The sequence below is a fragment of the Saccharothrix sp. BKS2 genome (assembly GCF_047689505.1).
Classification (GTDB): Bacteria; Actinomycetota; Actinomycetes; order Mycobacteriales; family Pseudonocardiaceae; genus Actinosynnema; species Actinosynnema lopnurensis.
The window spans coordinates 492,395-510,035 of the sequence record NZ_JAUQOL010000005.1; the positions used below are offsets into that span (position 1 = coordinate 492,395).

Consider the following 17,641-nt stretch of genomic DNA (forward strand, 5'->3'; position numbering starts at 1 on the left):
CCACCTTGCTCCTGGTAGCCGCCGCGGTCCAGACCGCCGTTCCCGCCACCGCCCAGCCGCCCTCGCCGCCGATCCAGGGCGCGGCGCCCTCGTTCCAGCAGGTCACCCTCGCCAAGGGCGCGGCCGAGATGGGCGAGCCGATCTCGATGACCGTGCTGCCCGACCGGTCGGTCCTGCACACCTCCCGGGACGGCACGGTCCGGCTCACCGACGCCGCCGGCAACACCAAGGTCGCCGGCAAGCTCACCGTCTACGCGCACGACGAGGAGGGCTTGCAGGGCATCGGCGCCGACCCGAACTTCGCCGCCAACCGCCACGTCTACACCTACTACGCGCCCCCGCTGTCCACGCCGGCCGGCGACGCGCCGTCCGACGGCACGAACTTCACCGCCTGGAACGGCGTCAACCGGCTGTCCCGGTTCGTGCTCAAGACCGACGGCACCCTCGACAGCGCCAGCGAGAAGGTGGTCCTGGACGTGCCGGCCAGCCGCGGCACGTGCTGCCACGTCGGCGGCGACATCGACTTCGACGCGGCGGGCAACCTCTACCTGTCCACCGGCGACGACACCAACCCGTTCGCCTCCGACGGCTACAGCCCGCTCGACGAGCGCGCCAACCGCAACCCGGCCTTCGACGCCCAGCGCTCGTCGGCCAACACCAACGACCTGCGCGGCAAGCTGCTGCGGATCAAGGTCAACGCCGACGGCGGCTACTCCGTCCCGGCGGGCAACATGTTCGCGCCGGGCACGGCGGGCACGCGCCCGGAGATCTACGCCATGGGCTTCCGCAACCCGTTCCGCTTCAACGTGGACAAGGCGACCGGCGTCGTCTACCTCGGCGACTACGGCCCGGACGCGGGCTCGACGAACTCCTCCCGCGGTCCCGCGGGCCAGGTCGAGTTCAACCGCGTCACCGGCCCCGGCTTCTACGGCTGGCCCTACTGCACCGGGTCGAACACCACCGAGGAGACCTACAACGACCACGACTTCGCCACCGGCACCCCCGGGGCCAAGTTCAACTGCGCGGGCGGGCCGACGAACAACTCCCCGCGCAACACCGGCCTGCAGTCGCTGCCCACGGCGAAGGCGGCCTGGATCAAGTACGACGGCTGCTCCGTGGCCGCCCTCGGCTGCGGCAGCGAGTCGCCCATGGGCGGTCCGGTCTACCGCTACAACCCGAACCTCAACTCCCCGGTGAAGTTCCCGCAGTCCTACGACGGGCACTTCTTCGCCGCGGAGTTCGGCCGGCGGTGGATCAAGGACATCGCGGTCAACGCCGACGGCACGCCGGGCGCGATCACCTCGTTCCCGTGGACCGGCACGCAGGTGATGGACTCCGCGTTCGGCCCGGACGGCGCGCTGTACGTGCTGGACTACGGCACGGGCTGGTTCGCCGGCGACGCCAACTCGGCGCTGTACCGCATCGAACACGTGACCGGCGGCCTCGCGCCGATCGCGAAGGCCACCGCGGACAAGACCTCCGGGCAGGCGCCGCTGGTGGTCGACTTCTCGTCCGCGGGCTCGTCGGACCCCGATGGCGACGCCATCACCCACGGGTGGAAGTTCGGCGACGGCAACACGTCGACGGCGGCCAACCCGCAGCACACCTACTCGGCCAACGGCGTCTACACCGCCACCCTGACCGTCACCGACAGCACCGGTCGGACCGCCACTGCGAGCGTGCAGATCACCGTCGGCAACACCGCGCCGATCGTCACGCTCACCCTGCCGCAGAACGGGCAACTGTTCGACTTCGGCGCCGCGGTGCCGTTCCGGATCACCGTCAGCGACCCCGAGGACGGTGCGGTCGACTGCACCAAGGTCAAGATCAGCTACATCCTCGGTCACGACTCGCACGGCCACAAGCTGACCGAGGCGACCGGGTGCTCGGGCACCGTCCAGACACCCCAGGACGGCGAACACGACCCCAACGCCAACATCTTCGGTGTCTGGGACGCGGAGTACACCGACAGCAGCGGCGTCACCACGCACGCCCAGCACGTCACCCAGCCGAAGACCCGCCAAGCCGAGCACTACGGCTCGTCCAACGGCGTCGCGGTCTACAACAAGGCCACGGCGCACGGCGGCAAGACGGTCGGCGACCTCCACAACGGCGACTGGATCGCGTTCCAGCCCTACGTGCTGTCCGACGCGACGTCGATCAGCGCGAGGGTGTCCTCGGCCGGGGCGGGCGGCACCATCGAGGTGCGGGCCGGATCACCCACCGGCGCGTTGCTCGGCACGGCGACCGTGCCGGTGACCGGGGGCTGGGAGACGTTCACCGACGTCACCGCGGGCCTGTCCAACCGGCCCGGCGGCACCACCACTCTGCACCTGGTGTTCAAGGGCGGCGCGGGCGCGTTGTTCGACGTCGACGAGTTCGCCTTCACCACCGGCTCCCGCACCGGGCCGATCACGGGCCTCGGCGGCAAGTGCGTGGACGTCAACGGCGGGAACACCGCCGACGGCACGAAGGTCCAGCTGTGGACCTGCAACAACAGCAGCGCGCAGCAGTGGACCGCGTCCGCCGACGGGTCGCTGCGCGCTGTGGGCAAGTGCCTGGACGTGAGGTCCGGCGGCACGGCCAACGGCACGGTGACGCAGCTGTGGACCTGCAACGACTCCGGCGCGCAGCAGTGGGTCGCCCACTCGGACGGCACCCTGCGCAACCCGCAGTCGGGCCGCTGCCTGGACGCGTCGAACAACAGCAGCGCCGACGGAACGGTCCTGCACATCTGGGACTGCCTCGGCGCCGCCAACCAGAAGTGGACCGCGCCCTGATCGCCACCCGCAACCCAACGAGGAGCTACTGATGTCTCGACTGCGAACAGCGCTGTCGGCGATCGCCGCATCGGCGGTGATGATCTTCGCCGTGGTCCCGGTCCCGGCGCCCGCGGCCGACCCCTCCTACAAGGTGCTGGTCTTCTCCAAGACCGCGGGGTTCCGGCACTCGTCCATCCCGAACGGCATCCAGGCCATCCGCGACCTGGGCGCGGCCAACAACTTCACGGTCGACGCCACCGAGAACGGCGCGGTCTTCACCAGCGCCAACCTGGTCCAGTACCGGGCGGTGGTCTTCCTGTCGACCACCGGTGACGTCCTCGACGCCGGCCAGCAGACCGCCTTCGAGTCCTACGTGCGGGCCGGCGGCGGCTACGTCGGCGTGCACGCCGCGTCCGACACCGAGTACCAGTGGCCGTTCTACGGCGGCCTGGTGGGCGGGTACTTCCACTCCCACCCGTCGATCCAGCAGGCGACGGTGCGGGTGGAGGACCGGGCGCACGCCTCGTCGTCCCACCTCGGCGGCGACTGGGTCCGCACCGACGAGTGGTACAACTTCCAGGCCAACCCCAGGTCGAACGTGCACGTGCTGGCGCGCCTGGACGAGGGCACGTACTCCGGCGGCAACATGGGCGACCACCCGATCGCCTGGTGCCAGACCTACCAGGGCGGCCGGTCCTGGTACACCGGTGGCGGGCACACCGAGCAGAGCTTCGCCGAGCCCGCGTTCCGCGCGCACCTGCTCGGCGGTATCCGCTACGCGGCCGGCACGACCGACGCCGACTGCCGACCCGAGAACAGCTACACGTCGCTGTTCAACGGCTCCAACACCAACGGCTGGAGCCAGGCGGGTCCCGGCGGCTTCACCCTCGCCGACGGCACCCTGACCTCGCACGGCGGCCTGGGGATGCTCTGGCACTCGGCCAAGGAGTTCCGGTCGTACTCGCTGAAGCTCGACTGGAAGCTGGCCGGTGACGACAACACCGGTGTGTTCATCGGGTTCCCGGCGAGCAGCGACCCGTGGTCGGCGGTCAACAACGGCTACGAGATCCAGATCGACGCCACCGACGCGGCCGACCGGACCACCGGCGCCGTGTACGGGTTCAAGTCGGCCGACGTCGCCGCCCGGGACGGGGCGCTCAACCCGGTCGGCGAGTGGAACACGTTCGAACTGCTCGTCGAGGGCGAACGGCTCCAGGTGTTCCTCAACGGCGTGAAGATCAACGACTTCACCAACACCGACCCGGTCCGCAGCCTGCAACAGGGCCACATCGGCATCCAGAACCACGGTGACGGCGACGAGGCGTCGTTCCGCAACATCCGGGTGAAGGAGCTCTCCGGCAGCGGCACCCGGACCGGGCAGATCACCGGCCTCGCCGGCAAGTGCGTCGACGTCGACAACTCGGGCACGGCCGACGGGACGAAGGTCCAGCTGTGGACCTGCAACAACACGGCCGCGCAGCAGTGGACGGTGTCCACCGACGGGACGGTCCGCGCGCTCGGCAAGTGCCTCGACGTGCGGTCCGGCGGCACGGCCAACGGCACGGTGACGCAGCTGTGGACCTGCAACGGCACCGGCGCCCAGCAGTGGGCCGCGCAGTCCGGTGGCGGACTGCGCAACCCCCAGTCGGGCCGCTGCCTCGACGCGGCGGGCAACAGCTCCGCCGACGGCACCGCGCTGCACATCTGGGACTGCCTGAACGTCGCCAACCAGAAGTGGACCCTGCCGTGACCGGGTGACGCCCGGTAGTCCGTCGAGGGGTCCGGCCGCGTGCTCCCGCGCGGCGGGACCCCTTCGGGGTTGCGCGACGAGGTCGGCGCAGCAGGCAGAACTCGTCGCCCTCCGGGTCCGCCATCCGCACCCTGCCCTCGAACTCCCGCACGGCCACCGCGCCGAGGCCGACGAGGCGGGCCACCTCGACATCGGCGACCGGACCACCCATGCCCCGCGCCGCCAAGAGCTCATCCACTCAGGTCGACCACCCGGCACCACCAGCACCGAGAATGCCGAGCTGGTCGCCGCGCGTCGACGGATCGCCGAACACACCGACCGCGGTCCGGGCGCTTCGGGTCCGGACCTCCTTTCGTGAGACCGGTCACCCCGGCGTGGACCGCGGGTGGTTCGTTGCCACAATCCGGACGACCACAGGCGACGGCGGACGAGGAAGCCGGTGACATTCCGGCACGGTCCCGCCACTGTGACCGGGGAGCAGATCCCGCCGCGGCCACCGTCCCCAGCGGGGGTGGGAAGGCCGGGACGAGCGTCGATCCGGGAGTCAGGAGACTCACGCCGTCGCCTCCTCACCCACCGGGGCGGATCTCCCCGAGAGAGGGCGGCTCCACCATGCGCCTGACGTCGTCAACACCACCACTGCCCATCACGCGGGCGGTGGACCGTGCCTGAGGACCGCCCGCGCGTCACCGTCTGCCGGGGGTGCTGCTGCGGCACCACCCGCAAGCACCCGCAGGTCGACCACGACGGGCAGGTGCGCGTGCTGCGCGAAGCGCTCGACGGCACCGCCGAGGTCCGCCTGTCCGACTGCCTCGACGCCTGCGCGCACTCCAACCTGCTGGTCGTCCACCCCTCGCCCGCCGCCCGCGCCGCCGGCGCCAAACCCCTGTGGCTGGGGCGGGTCCTCGACGACCGGGCACTGCGCGAGGTGATCGACTGGATCAGCGGCGGCGGCCCCGGTGTCGTGCCACCACCGGCCTCGCTCCGGGACAGGGTGGTGACACCGCCGAACGCGCGCACCCCACCGCGCACGACCTGAACGACGTCGCCGGGTGGGGCGGTGGTGTCCACCGCCCCACCCGGTGGCATCAGCTGGTCGGGCAGGGGGCGCCGGGACGGGTCAGGGTGACCCTCGCGTGGCTGATCACGAGTTCGGTGCCGGTGAGCAGGCGGACGCGCGGGGCGTTGACGGCGACGCCGGCGCCACCCGCCAGGGACCGCTGCTCGTTGACCACGACCGTGGCGACGAGCGGGACGGTGATGGTCAGGTCGACCGCGGGGTTGACCACGGGCACGCCGTTGACGCGCAGGTTGACCAGCTCGACGCCGCCCGCGGTGGTGACCGCGCCGGTGGCGTCCTCGGCGGCGGCGGCCCTGGCGCGGATCTCGTCGGCGGTGACCAGGCCGCCCAGCAGGGCGACGCCGGCGGTGCGGGCGTGCGCGGTGGCGGTGCGCTCGCCGTCGCCGTCGACCACGCCGCGCGCCTCGGTGTCGACGACGCCCAGCGAGCCGATCCCCGGCAGGACCGCGCCGAGCAGCTGGTCCACGTCGAGGCCGGGCTGGGTGGTGCAGCTCAGGTCGGACGGCGCGAGGGGGCCGACGCCGACCAGCGGTGCGGTCAGCCTGCCGCCGTGGGCGTGGGCGTCGAACACCAGCACCGGCGGGGTGAAGCGCACCGAGGCGCACCCCGGCGCGTCGAGGCCGACCCGGGCGGTGCCGCCGATGACGGTCGAGGGGTTGGCGCAGGGCTCGATCGGGGTGGTGGAGGTGGGGATGGCGGTGGACCCGTCGACCAGGTAGAACTCGAACAGCGCGTGGTTGGCGAAGCAGTTCCGCTCGGCCGCGTCCACCGAGAAGGTCAGGAACCGGTCGGGCGCCGCCGGCGGGATGGGCTGCTCCGTGCGCAACTGCACCTTGCCCGCGCCCGGGTTGCCCGCGGTGTAGGCGGTGACGGCGTGGTTGGCGACCGGGTCACCGCCCGCCCACTGCCCCAGGGCTCCGGCCATGGTCCGGACCGCCCTGCCAGTCACCGCTGCCGCAACTGCTGCCGGGCGGAGTCGTGGTGGCCTGCTGGAGCGAGGCGAGCCAGCCGTTGCAGGCGGTCAGCCAGGCGGGATCGGCGTCGTAGGTCTGGTTGACCGGGGGTAAGCCGGTGTAGGCGGTGAGCAGGGCGGGCGTGGTGCCCTGACCGTTCTCGAAGTCCTCCGCGAACACCACCACCGGCGCCTGCGGCACACCGGGCTCCGCCGTCGCGGTGACGGGGTGGACGGCGGTGAGGGCCACCGACAGCGGCACGGCCGTCAGTGCCGCGGTGATGGCCGGCAGGAGCCTGCGCCGGTGGCGATGGGGTGATGGGGTGGTCACCGATGAACTCCCTTGTTGGGTGCGGAACGTCGAGCACCGGTTCCGTCGTCGCCGTGCGGGAGTGCATCAGCGCGGCGAGCGGGTCGGCACCCACTTGGCCGCGTGTGCTCACCTGATCGCCCCAAGCCCGGTGTCGGTCGATCACCCGGGTGACCGCTGTTGTACTCGGGGCCCTGGTCGGCAGAGGTGAGGAATGCCTTGTCACGTCGAATTTCGCCGGCCGGGCTGTTCCCCGAACCGCACGCCACCGCGCCGGCAATCCCGGTCGCGCTCGTCAGACGCTCGTGTACCCGCCGTCGACGAACCACTCGGCGCCGTTGACGTACGTGGCGGTGTCCGAGGCCAGGAGCAGGGCCGCCGACGCGACCTCGTCCGGGTCGCCGAGCCGTCCCGCCGGGAGCACGGTCTCGAACATCGTGACGAAGTCGTCCCGCCGGTCCTCGGGGACGACGCCGAGCAGGCCGGGGGTCCGGATCGGCCCCGGGCTCAGCACGTTGACCCGGAAACCGTTCTCCCGCGCGTTGAGCGTCCAGCTGCGGGCGAAGTTGCGCAGCGCCGCCTTGGTCGCGCCGTAGACCTCCATGCCCCGGTCGGGGCGCGAGGACGTGCTCGACCCGATGAGGATCACCGAGGCCCCCTTCGACAGGAGGGGCATCGCCTTCTGCACCCCGAACACCGCGCCCTTCACGTTCGTGGCGAACATGCTGTCGAACTGCTCCTCGGTGATGTCCCCGAGGACGGCCGGCACCGCGCCGCCCGCGTTGGCCACCAGGACGTCGATCCGGCCCGACCGCTGTGCGACGACCTCGTAGAGGGCGTCGAGTTCGGCCAGGTTCCCCACGTCGCACCGCACCGCGACGGCCCGCGGTCCGAGCTCCGCGGCCGCCGCGTCGATCCGGTCCTGCCGGCGGCCGGTGACGAAGACCTGCGCGCCCTCGGCGACGAACCGCCGGGCGATGGCCAGCCCGATCCCGCTCGTCCCACCGGTGACCACGGCCACCTTGCCGTCCAGGAGTCCACTCATCGCCTGAATTCCCCACTCTCGTCGAAAACCTGTTCTTGACCGGATCGTCCACAACGTAGAGCGTTGTGGACGATCCAGTCAAGAACGCTTAGACTGCGGGGGTGCCGAGGCCGAGGGAGTTCGACGAGGAGAGCGTGCTGAACACGGCACGCGACCAGTTCTGGACGACCGGCTTCGCCGGCACCAGCATGGACGCGATCGCGGCGGCCACCGGGCTGGGCAAGGGCAGCCTGTACGGGGCGTTCGGCGGCAAGCGCCAACTCTTCCACCGGGTGTTCGACGACCACTGCAACGCGGCGATCTCCTCGGCGAACCGCCGGCTGGGCGGTGACGACGAGCAGGCGTTCGAGCGGCTCACCGCCTATTTCCTGGACCACGCGACCGCCTGCGCCGAGCCCGGCCACCGCGGCTGCCTGCTGGCCAAGGGCACTGCGGAGCTGGCCGAGCACGACGAGGTGGTGGCGGCTCGCTCGCTGAAGACCTTCGAGAGCATCCACCAGGCCATCACCGCCGACCTCGAGGCGTGCCGGCGCAACGGCGACCTCGACCCCGCCGCCGACCCGCGGCAACTCGCCGGCCTGCTGCTGGCCGTTCACCGCGGCATCGAGGCCCTCGGCAAGGCCGGGACCGACGAGGACACCCTGCGGGGCATCGCGGAGACGGCCCTGGCCCACCTCCCGCGTCCACCCCGACAGCGTCCACCCCGACAGCGTCCACGCCGGTAGCGCACGCCGCGGACGGAGGGCGGGCGTACGTCGCGAACGGGTGTGCGTGGTCACCAGTGCGCTGTGCGCGACACGGCGAGCGCCCATTGCGGTGACGCGACCCGGTGTCGGGTCCGGGTGGTGCCACACTCGACGGCATGGATGTCGTCGCGCCGTGCCCCGTGGGAGAAGCAGGGGTGCACGTGCCCTCGCCCGCGCCGAACCGGAACCGGTGCCGGTTGTGCGGAGCACAGCTGTGAGCGCCGTCCAGCTGCCCCGGGACATCCGGGGTGAGGCGCTGTGCCGGCACGCCCGGCCAGGGTCCTGCACCTGGTGGTGCTCCTACCGGCGGGCGGTGTGCTCGATCGGCTCGGTGGCGGGGCTGGTGCTGGCGGGCTGGGCGTCGATGTGGCTGTGGGGCGACGCGCAGGCCCGGGAGCGGGCGCTGGAGGCGGTGGGGGCGGTGGGACTGGTGGTGGCGGTCGGCGTGGTCGCGGTGCTGCTGACCGATCGGGTCAGCGATCGCCTCTGACGAACTCGCCGACGAGCGCCCCGACCGCCGCCGTGCCGCGCGCCACCACGGTGCGCCGGACGCGGTTCGCCGCCCCGGACCGGGGCGGGGCGGGTGGTTCAGCGCGGCGCGGACCGCGTGCCCGGCACCGACCGCGAAGGCGCCTCCGGAGCGCTGCCCCGCCTGCGGCTGAACCGCAGGTGCTCGTCGTCCACCGGGCGGTCGCGCAGCAGCTTCACGTCACCGTGGTAGCTCATCGACATCAGCCACGGGGCCCGCTCCCCCTGGCGCGGCAACTGGTCGAGCGAACGACGGACGTAACCGGCGGCGAAGTCCAGCAGCGGCCGGGTCGTCATCGGGCCCTCGCCGGTGTCCGGGCGGCACGTGTCGTACCCGTGCGCGTCCATGTGCGCCAGCAGGCGGCAGAAGTGCTCGCACAGCAGGCCGACCTTGAGCGTCCAGGACGCGTTGGTGTAGCCGATGGCGAAGGAGAAGTTCGGCACGCCGCTGAGCATCATGCCGCGGAAGGCCACGGTGTCGGGCAGGGCCACGGGCGCGCCGTCCACGGTGAGGGTGATGCCGCCCATGGCCCGCAGCTTCAGGCCGGTGGCGGTGACGATGACGTCGGCTTCCAGTTCGCGGCCCGACGCGAGTCGCACGCCCCGCTCGGTGAAGGTCTCGACCCGGTCGGTCACCACCGAGGCCCGGCCGCCGCGGATGGCCCGGAACAGGTCGCCGTCCGGGACCGCGCACAGCCGCTGGTCCCACGGGTCGTAGGTGGGGCGGAAGTGCTCGTCGACCGGGTAGCCCTCGGGGAGCTGCCTGGTGTTGACGCGGCGGATCAGGCGGCGGGCGGCCTTGGGGAAGCGTTGGCAGAACAGCCAGACGGCGCGCTGTTGGGCGATGTTCTTGCGCCTGATGACCGGGTAGGCGCGGTGGGTGCCGAGCACCTTGCGCAGCAGTCCGGCGACGGGGTCCACCGACGGCACGGGCATGACGTAGGTGGGTGAGCGCTGGAGCATCGTCACGTGGGCCGCGGTGTCGGCCAGGGCCGGGACGAGGGTGATCGCGGTGGCGCCGCTGCCGATGACGACCACGCGCTTGCCGGCGTGGTCGAGGTCCTCGGGCCAGTGCTGCGGGTGGATGATCGTGCCGCGGAAGTCCTCGCGGCCCTCGAACCCCGGGGTGAAGCCCTCGTCGTAGTCGTAGTAGCCGCTCGCGCAGAACAGCCAGCCGCAGGTCAGGCTCAGCCGCTCGCCGGTGTCGGTGCGCTCGACCTCCACCAGCCAGCGCGCGTCCTCGGTCGACCAGGACGCGGCGAGCACCCGGTGGTGGGTGCGGACGTGCCGGTCGATGCCGTTCTCGGCCGCGGTCTCGCGCAGGTAGTCGAGGATCGTGGTGGCGTCGGCGATGGACTTCCGGCTGGTCCACGGCTTGAACTCGTAGCTGAAGGTGTAGAGGTCGGAGTCGGAGCGGATGCCCGGGTAGCGGAACAGGTCCCAGGTGCCGCCGATCGCGTCGCGGGCCTCCAGGATCGCCCAGGTCTTCCCCGGCAGCCTGGTGCGCAGGTAGTGGGCGGCGCCGATGCCGGAGATGCCCGCGCCGACGATCAGCACGTCGAGGTGCTCGAGGTCGCCGGGTTCGGGTGCCGCGGGGTGGGACATGGTGCTCCAGTGCTGCGCGCAGGGGTGCCGACGACCACCATCATCGCCTCACCGCGCCCCGGCGCAAAGGGACGGCCCGGCAGCCGGGCCGTCAGCTTTCGAGCTGGGACAGGCCGAAGGCGGTGAGGAAGCCCGCGACCGTGATCAGCCCGATCCACAGGTGCGCGTTCTCGAACGCCTCGGGGATCATGGTGTCGGCGACCATGGTCAGGATCGCGCCGCCGGCCAGCGCGGTGATCGCGGCCAGCACCGCCCCGGACGCCCCGCCCAGCACCCCGTACCCGAGCATCGCCGCCAGGCCGCTGATCACCGCGATGCCGGCCCAGAGCCCGAACACGTAACCGCGCCCGCGCCCGGCCTGCCTCATGCCCGAGGCGCTGGACAGGCCCTCGGGCACGTTGCTGATGAACACCGCGGCCACCGTGACGACGCTGACCGCGCCGCCGCCGAGCAGGCTGGTGCCGATCACGATGGACTCGGGCACGCCGTCGAGCAGCGCGCCCAGCGCGATGGCGGTGCCGGAACCGGACTGCTCCGACTCGGAGGGCTGCTGCCCGCCGGAGCGCTTGCGGTGCCGCGCGCCGCGCCGGGCCAGGGCGACGTTGGCCAGCGTGTAGATCAGCGCGCCTGCCACCGCGCCCAGCGCCGTCGGCAGCAGGCCGCCCTTGTCGTGGGCCTCGGCGATCAGCTCGAACGACACCGCGGAGAGCAGCACGCCGCTGCCGAAGGCCATCACGGCGGCCACCGCGCCGGCCGGGATCCGGACCAGGTAGCCGATCAGCGCGCCCACGACCAGCGCCGAGCCCGCCAGCAGCCCCCAGCCGCCCGCCACCAGCACACCCGGCACGGTGTCGTCCCCTCGTCGATCGTCCGGCCCGGAGCCCCGGCCGCTCTCGTGCTCGCGACTACCCGGGCCGTGGACGCGGAAACCCCCTGATCGGGGTGGTCGGGCCCGAAGCCGACGAGGTCCCGCCGCCGGGAAGCTGGACCGGCCCCCTCGGGGCGGGGAGAATGGCGGCGTGCCCGACGACGGCGGGGTGCCCGAGCACCAGAACCGGGTGACCGGTCCCGCGTTCCAGCCGGTCGTGCAGGCCCGCGACATCAGCGGCGGGGTGCACGTCGGGACCGGGTCGCCCGCCGCGCGCTCGCGCTACCGCGAGCAGGTGCGCCAGATCGCTCCCCCGGAGCTGGTCGGGCGGGAGGCGGAGCTCGCCGAGCTGGCGGCGTTCTGCCTCGACGACGACGCCGGGTCCTACCGCTGGTGGCGCGCGCCGAAGTGGGCGGGCAAGTCCGCGCTGATGTCCTGGTTCGTCCTGCACCCGCCGGACGGGGTGCGGGTGGTGTCGTTCTTCGTGACCGGTCGCCTGGCCGGCCAGGACCACCGGGGCGCGTTCGTCGAGGTCGTGCTCGAACAGCTCGCCGAGCTGCTGGCGGAGCCGCTGCCGGCGCTGCTGCCCGAGGCGACCCGGGAGGCGCACCTGGTCGGGATGCTGGCCGAGGCCGCCGAGCTGTGCCGGTCGCGCGGCGAACGGCTGGTGCTGCTCGTCGACGGCCTGGACGAGGACCGGGGCGCCGCCGCGCCCACCGGCGCGCACAGCATCGCGGCGCTGCTGCCCGCCCACCCGGCGGCCGGGATGCGGGTGGTGGTCTCCGGGCGGCCCAACCCGCCCGCGCCCGCCGACCTCAGCCCGCACCACCCGCTGCGCGACCCCCTGATCACCCGGGACCTGGCGGTGTCCGCGCGGGCCCGTGTCCTGCGCGACGACATGGAGCTGGAGCTGGACCGGCTGCTGCGGGGCGGCCGCGCCGGGCGGGACCTGCTGGGCCTGGTCGTCTCGGCGGCGGGTGGTCTCGGCGGGCCGGACCTGGCCGAGCTGACCGGCCGCGACGAGCACGAGGTGCGCCGGCAGCTGCGCACCGTGGCCGGGCGCGGCTTCGACGTCCGCCCCGGCCGCTGGCGGCCGGGCACGGTCTACCTGCTGGGCCACGAGGAGCTCCAGGCGACGGCCGAGGAGCGCCTGGGCCGCGCCGCGATCGCCGGGTACCGGGACCGCCTGCACCGCTGGGCCGACGGGTACCGCGACCGGGGCTGGCCCGAGGACACCCCCGAGTACCTGCTGCGCGGCTACCACCGGCTGCTGGTGGCCACCGGCGACACCGCCCGGCTGGTCTCCTGCGCGACCGACCCCGCCCGGCACGACCGGGTGCTGGACCTGTCCGGCGGCGACGGCGACGCGCTGGCCGAGATCGCCGCCGCCCAGGACCTGCTGCTCACCGCCGAGCACCCCGACCTGGCCGCCCTGGCACGGCTGGCCGTGCACCGCGACCGCCTGGTCAAGCGCGGTTCGGCGATCCCCGAGCGATTACCCGCGCTGTGGGCGGGACTGGGCAACGTCGCGCGCGCCGAGGCCCTGACCGACCCGGACCGCCGGCCGGCCACGGCGGTGCACCTGGCCGGCGCGCTCGCGGCGGGCGGCCACCTCGACCGCGCGGAGGAGCTGGCCTCGTCGATCACCGACCCGGACCGGCGGACCGAGGCGCAGCTCGCCCTGGTGGGGTCGATGATCGCGGCCGGGCACGTCGAGCGGGCGGGGGCGGTGACCCGGGGCCTGCTGGCGGCACAGGCGAGGATCGCCGCGCTGGTGCTGCTGGCGCGGGCCGCGGCTGGAGCGGGGGACGCGGCGGAGGCGCTGCGGCTGGCCGCGTCCGCACGGGAGGTCGCGGAGTCGCTGTCCGGCAGCGACCAGCGGGAGCACGCCCTCGTCTCGGCGGCGGAGGCCGCCATCGCGGCCGGGGACCTGCGCGGGGCGGAGGAGCTCTGCGGGGTGATCGCGGAACCTTCGCTCGAACTGCCGGTGCTGGCCCGCCTCGTGGTGGCGGCGGCGCGCTCCGGCGACCACGAGCGGGCGGGTCGGCTGGCGCTGCTGGTGGAGAACCGCGTCACCGCCGCTTCCCGGCAGGAGCGCGACCACCGCCCCCTGGTGGTCGCGCTGACCGCTACGCGGGACGCCGCCGAGGTCGGCGAGTACATCTCCTCGATCAAGCCGGCGCACGATCGGGTCGACGCCCTGGTGGCGTGGGCTGCGGAGACCGGGGACCCCGGGCCGCTGGAGGACGCGGTCGCGCTGCTGCCGGAGGTGGACCGGTTCACGGCGGCCGAGCGCGTCGTGGAGGCGTTCATGGTCCTCGGGGACGTGCGCCGCGCCGAGGAGGTGGCCGCCGAGCACGCACCGTGGCCGGCGGTGCTGGTGGCGATCGGCCAGGCCGCCCTGGCCCACGGGCAACCGGAGGTGGCCCGTCGCCTGGCCGTCGAGGCGGAGGTGGCGGCGAGGTCGAGGTCGGACGCGGCGGACCGGCCGGCGGCGCTGCTGTCGCTCGCGCTGGCCCACGCCGCCCGGGGCCACGCCGTCGAGGCGCGCCGCCTGGCCACCGCCCTGGGCGAGGTGGCGCCGGACCGCGACCGGCTGCTCGACCTCGTCCGGGTCGAGATCGCGATGGGCGGGTGGGGACGCGCGGAGGAACTGGCCGTCCACGCCGGGGACGACGTGCGGACGCGGGCGTTCCGGCTGCTCGTGGCCGCCGCTCGGGAACGCGGTGACCACCGCGGGGCCGAACGGCTGGCGTGGCTGGTGCCGGACTCGCCGGACCGGGTCGAACTGCTGGTGGAGCTGGCACGCGACCTCGCCGCCGCCGGGTCGCCCGACCGGGCCGAGCGGATCGCCGGGTCGATGCCCGACGGGTACTGGCGGGCCGAGGCGCTGATGGCCGCCCTGTCCGGCGACCCGCACTTCGCCGCCCGCGCGGCCGGGCACGCGGGGTCTCTCCCCCACCTGCCGTGGCGGGCCCGGTTGCTGACCGCCGCGGCCCGCGCGGGCCGCGACGACGCCCTGTTCGCGCGTGCCGAGGCGGTCGTGCGGCGGATGGCCAACCCCCTCGCGCGGGTCCGCGCGCTGCTCGACCTCGCGGACGCCGGGCGCGCCACCGGCAGGTACGACCTCGCGCGGTCCGCGCTCGCGCGGGCGCGGGCGGCGCTGCCGGACATCGCGCGGCCCGGCCACCGCGCGCGGGCCGCGTTGGCCCTGGTCGCCGCCCGCGCCCGGCTCGGCGACCACGACGGCGCGGCGGAGCTGGCCCGGTCGTTCGAGGAGGACGCCTACCAGGCGAAGGCGGAGACGCTGGTGGTGCGCGCGCTGGCGACCGCCGAGGACTTCGACCGCGCGGAGGAGGTCGTCGGCACCATCGTGGTCCCCCGGTACCGGGCGGAGGCCCGCCGGTTCCTGGTCAAGGCGTTGGCCACCGCCGGTCTGGTGGACCGGGCGCTCGACCTGGTCGAGGGGTTCCCCCGGGGTTGGCCGCGCTCCGGCGCGCTCGTGTCGGTGATCGGCGCGACGCCCGGGTCCGTCGAGCTGCCGCGCCACCGCGTGGACGCCCTGGTCGACGCGACGACCGGGCCGGAGCACCGGGCCGACGTCCTGGAGGCGCTGGCCCGCGACGCCCTGCGGCGCGGGGACCGGGCGCGGGCCGAGGCGGTCGTCCCCGCGATCCCGGTGGCCGCCCGGCGGGCCGCGCTGTGGCGGCTCCTGCTGGACGACCCGGAGCTGCGCGCCACCGGCCGCCCGGCCGCGCACCTGCTGACCACCCTGGAGTGGCCCCGGGCACTGGACGCGGTGGCCGCCGCGCACCCGGAGGTGCTCGACGTGGTGACCGCCGAGTTCGACCTGACCGGCCGGTGACGCGCGCGCCGCCCACGTGGAGCGACGCGCGCGGACCGCGGCCTCAGTCGTTGCCGGCCTCCAGGGCGGCGTGGTCGAGCAGCTCGTCGTCGGCGGTCTTGCCCCGCGAGGCGATGACCTCGGCCCCGCCCTCGGGCATCTCGCCGATCAGCTCGGTCGGCGCGGTGGGCGCGGCGTTGATCAGGGTCGACTGGCTGCCGATCATGCCCAGGACCGCGTACTGCTCCAGCTTGGCGCGGGAGTCGGCGATGTCCAGGTTGCGCATGGTCAGCTGGCCGATGCGGTCGACCGGGCCGAACGCGGAGTCCGCGGTGCGCTCCATGGACAGCTTGTCCGGGTGGTAGCTGAACGAGGGGCCGGTGGTGTCCAGGACGGAGTAGTCCTCGCCGCGGCGCAGGCGCAGCGTGACCTCGCCGGTGACGGCGGTGCCGACCCAGCGCTGGAGCGACTCGCGCACCATCAGCGCCTGCGGGTCCAGCCAGCGGCCCTCGTAGAGCAGCCGGCCCAGCTTGCGGCCCTCGCTGTGGTAGGCCGCGAGGGTGTCCTCGTTGTGGATGGCGTTGACCAGCCGCTCGTAGGCGGCGTGCAGCAGCGCCATGCCCGGGGCCTCGTAGATGCCGCGGCTCTTGGCCTCGATGACCCGGTTCTCGATCTGGTCGGACATGCCCAGGCCGTGCCGGCCGCCGATGGCGTTGGCCTCCAGCACGAGGTCGACGGAGTCGCCGAACTCCTTGCCGTTGATCGTCACGGGGCGGCCCTGCTCGAAGCCGACGGTGACGTCCTCGGGGGCGATCTCGACCTCGGCGTCCCAGAACCGCACGCCCATGATCGGTTCGACGATCTCGATGCCCGCGCCGAGGTGTTCGAGCGCCTTGGCCTCGTGCGTCGCGCCCCAGATGTTGGCGTCGGTGGAGTACGCCTTCTCGGTGCTGGCCCGGTAGGGCAGGTCGCGGGCGAGCAGCCACTCGGACATCTCGGTGCGGCCGCCCAGCTCGCGGACGAAGTCGGCGTCCAGCCACGGCTTGTAGATCCGCAGGGAGGGGTTGGCGAGCAGGCCGTAGCGGTAGAACCGCTCGATGTCGTTGCCCTTGTAGGTGGAGCCGTCGCCCCAGATCTGCACGTCGTCGTCGAGCATGGCGCGCACCAGCATGGTGCCGGTGACGGCCCGGCCGAGCGGGGTGGTGTTGAAGTACGTGCGGCCGCCGGACCGGATGTGGAACGCCCCGCAGGCCAGGGCCGCGAGGCCCTCCTCGACGAGGGCGGCCCGGCAGTCGACCAGGCGGGCGAGCTCCGCGCCGTAGGTCGAGGCCCGGCCCGGCACGGAGGCGATGTCGGGTTCGTCGTACTGACCGATGTCGGCGGTGTACGTGCACGGCACCGCCCCCTTCTCACGCATCCACGCGACCGCCACCGAGGTGTCGAGGCCACCGGAGAAGGCGATGCCGACGCGTTCGCCGGCGGGGAGGGAAGTGAGCACCTTGGACACGGTTCAGAAGTATGCACGACGATGAATGATCATTCATAGCCGGGGTCGGTGAAGGGTCGTCCGGGGGTCCCGCGGGCACGGGGCAGCCGCCGTGGGCGAGGCAGGACAGCAGGGGCGCACGGTCGTCCCGCGCCTCTCCGGACCCCGGAGTCAGGGCGCCAGCATGTCCGGCGGGATCTGGAGCGCGACGGTGATCAGCGAGTGGACCCGGGTGGCGATGGCCGCCAGCAGCCCGTGGACCTCCGGGGACGCGGTCTCGGTCGCGGCCTGGAGGGTGCGCAGGTCCTCGTTGATGCGGTCGAGGATGGCGCTGACGTCGACGTGCGAGGTGCCCAGCGCGCCGGCGATCTGCTCCAGCGGCAGGCCCTCCACCTCCAGTCGCTGGACGAGGTGGATCCGGTCGACGTCGGACGGGTGGTACAGCCGGAAGTTGCCCGCGGTGCGCTTGGTCGGGGACAGCAGCCCCAGGGTGGTGTAGTAGTCGACGGTGCGGGAGCTGACCCCCGCGCGGGCGGCCAGTTCACCGATCTTGAGCAGGACCTCCGTCACCGCCGGTTTCCCCTCTCCGCCGCACCACGTCAACCGTACAGTGCCACGTGCTAGTGTTGAGTATGCCTGATGAACCTGACGAAACAGACGTGGA

The 17,641-nt window shown here is 73.5% G+C and carries 13 protein-coding genes, 1 pseudogene and 1 riboswitch; of the genes and pseudogenes, 6 read left to right on the top strand and 8 right to left on the bottom strand.

Going from position 1 to position 17,641, the window contains the following annotated elements; all coding sequences use genetic code 11:
* Positions 1 to 5 precede the first annotated feature (5 nt).
* Both Q5530_RS13275 and Q5530_RS13280 read left to right on the top strand, forming a co-directional pair.
* Positions 6 to 2,780, top strand: a complete 2,775-nt coding sequence (locus tag Q5530_RS13275) for a carbohydrate-binding protein (RefSeq protein WP_415362491.1) — start codon at positions 6 to 8, stop codon at positions 2,778 to 2,780.
* A gap of 31 nt (positions 2,781 to 2,811) precedes the next feature.
* Positions 2,812 to 4,512, top strand: coding sequence for a ThuA domain-containing protein (locus Q5530_RS13280; protein ID WP_415362492.1), 1,701 nt, complete (start codon positions 2,812 to 2,814; stop codon positions 4,510 to 4,512).
* A gap of 100 nt (positions 4,513 to 4,612) precedes the next feature.
* Here Q5530_RS13280 and Q5530_RS13285 read toward each other — a convergent pair.
* Positions 4,613 to 4,723: pseudogene (locus Q5530_RS13285) on the bottom strand (VOC family protein); the annotation flags it as partial.
* A 216-nt stretch (positions 4,724 to 4,939) separates the two neighbouring features.
* A riboswitch (cobalamin riboswitch) is annotated at positions 4,940 to 5,067 on the top strand.
* Between the two features lie 109 nt (positions 5,068 to 5,176).
* Between Q5530_RS13285 and Q5530_RS13290 the strand changes: the two are divergent.
* Positions 5,177 to 5,551: a hypothetical protein gene (locus tag Q5530_RS13290; RefSeq protein WP_415362493.1), complete on the top strand. Its 375-nt coding sequence runs from the start codon at positions 5,177 to 5,179 to the stop codon at positions 5,549 to 5,551.
* Between the two features lie 49 nt (positions 5,552 to 5,600).
* On the opposite strand, the gene Q5530_RS13295 is transcribed toward Q5530_RS13290, so the two are convergent.
* From Q5530_RS13295 to Q5530_RS13305, 3 genes are all read right to left on the bottom strand, one after another.
* Complete coding sequence (locus tag Q5530_RS13295) at positions 5,601 to 6,518, bottom strand: choice-of-anchor P family protein (protein WP_415362494.1); 918 nt, start codon at positions 6,516 to 6,518, stop codon at positions 5,601 to 5,603.
* Positions 6,484 to 6,876, bottom strand: coding sequence for a hypothetical protein (locus Q5530_RS13300; protein ID WP_415362495.1), 393 nt, complete (start codon positions 6,874 to 6,876; stop codon positions 6,484 to 6,486). Before Q5530_RS13300 ends, Q5530_RS13295 begins: the two co-directional genes overlap by 35 nt.
* A gap of 274 nt (positions 6,877 to 7,150) precedes the next feature.
* Entirely contained in the window at positions 7,151 to 7,900 is a 750-nt protein-coding gene (locus tag Q5530_RS13305) for an SDR family NAD(P)-dependent oxidoreductase (RefSeq protein ID WP_415362496.1), read from the bottom strand.
* A 101-nt stretch (positions 7,901 to 8,001) separates the two neighbouring features.
* Between Q5530_RS13305 and Q5530_RS13310 the strand changes: the two genes are divergently transcribed.
* Positions 8,002 to 8,625 (top strand): TetR/AcrR family transcriptional regulator, encoded by a 624-nt coding sequence (locus Q5530_RS13310; RefSeq protein ID WP_415362497.1) that lies wholly within the window; start codon positions 8,002 to 8,004, stop codon positions 8,623 to 8,625.
* Positions 8,626 to 8,860: 235 nt separating this feature from the next.
* Complete coding sequence (locus tag Q5530_RS13315) at positions 8,861 to 9,136, top strand: hypothetical protein (protein WP_415362498.1); 276 nt, start codon at positions 8,861 to 8,863, stop codon at positions 9,134 to 9,136.
* Between the two features lie 98 nt (positions 9,137 to 9,234).
* On the opposite strand, the gene Q5530_RS13320 is transcribed toward Q5530_RS13315, so the two are convergent.
* Both Q5530_RS13320 and Q5530_RS13325 read right to left on the bottom strand, forming a co-directional pair.
* Entirely contained in the window at positions 9,235 to 10,779 is a 1,545-nt protein-coding gene (locus Q5530_RS13320; RefSeq protein ID WP_415362499.1) for a flavin-containing monooxygenase, read from the bottom strand.
* 91 nt (positions 10,780 to 10,870) lie between these two features.
* Entirely contained in the window at positions 10,871 to 11,626 is a 756-nt protein-coding gene (locus Q5530_RS13325; protein WP_415362500.1) for a ZIP family metal transporter, read from the bottom strand.
* A 172-nt stretch (positions 11,627 to 11,798) separates the two neighbouring features.
* Here Q5530_RS13325 and Q5530_RS13330 point away from each other — a divergent pair, with 172 nt between their 5' ends.
* Positions 11,799 to 15,512: a hypothetical protein gene (locus Q5530_RS13330; RefSeq protein ID WP_415362501.1), complete on the top strand. Its 3,714-nt coding sequence runs from the start codon at positions 11,799 to 11,801 to the stop codon at positions 15,510 to 15,512.
* Positions 15,513 to 15,555: 43 nt separating this feature from the next.
* Here Q5530_RS13330 and argG read toward each other — a convergent pair whose 3' ends face one another.
* Together argG and Q5530_RS13340 are read right to left on the bottom strand one after the other, a co-directional pair.
* Positions 15,556 to 16,998: an argininosuccinate synthase gene (gene argG / locus Q5530_RS13335; protein ID WP_415362502.1), complete on the bottom strand. Its 1,443-nt coding sequence runs from the start codon at positions 16,996 to 16,998 to the stop codon at positions 15,556 to 15,558.
* A 150-nt stretch (positions 16,999 to 17,148) separates the two neighbouring features.
* Positions 17,149 to 17,547: a MerR family transcriptional regulator gene (locus Q5530_RS13340; protein ID WP_380642467.1), complete on the bottom strand. Its 399-nt coding sequence runs from the start codon at positions 17,545 to 17,547 to the stop codon at positions 17,149 to 17,151.
* Positions 17,548 to 17,641: the final 94 nt, after the last annotated feature.

Bases quoted from the DNA above. Each gene is read 5' to 3' on its own strand.
- Q5530_RS13280 (WP_415362492.1), top strand. From the start codon at position 2,812: ATGTCTCGACTGCGAACAGCGCTGTCGGCGATCGCCGCATCGGCGGTG.
- Q5530_RS13295 (WP_415362494.1), bottom strand. From the start codon at position 6,518: ATGGCCGGAGCCCTGGGGCAGTGGGCGGGCGGTGACCCGGTCGCCAAC.
- Q5530_RS13305 (WP_415362496.1), bottom strand. From the start codon at position 7,900: ATGAGTGGACTCCTGGACGGCAAGGTGGCCGTGGTCACCGGTGGGACG.
- Q5530_RS13320 (WP_415362499.1), bottom strand. From the start codon at position 10,779: ATGTCCCACCCCGCGGCACCCGAACCCGGCGACCTCGAGCACCTCGAC.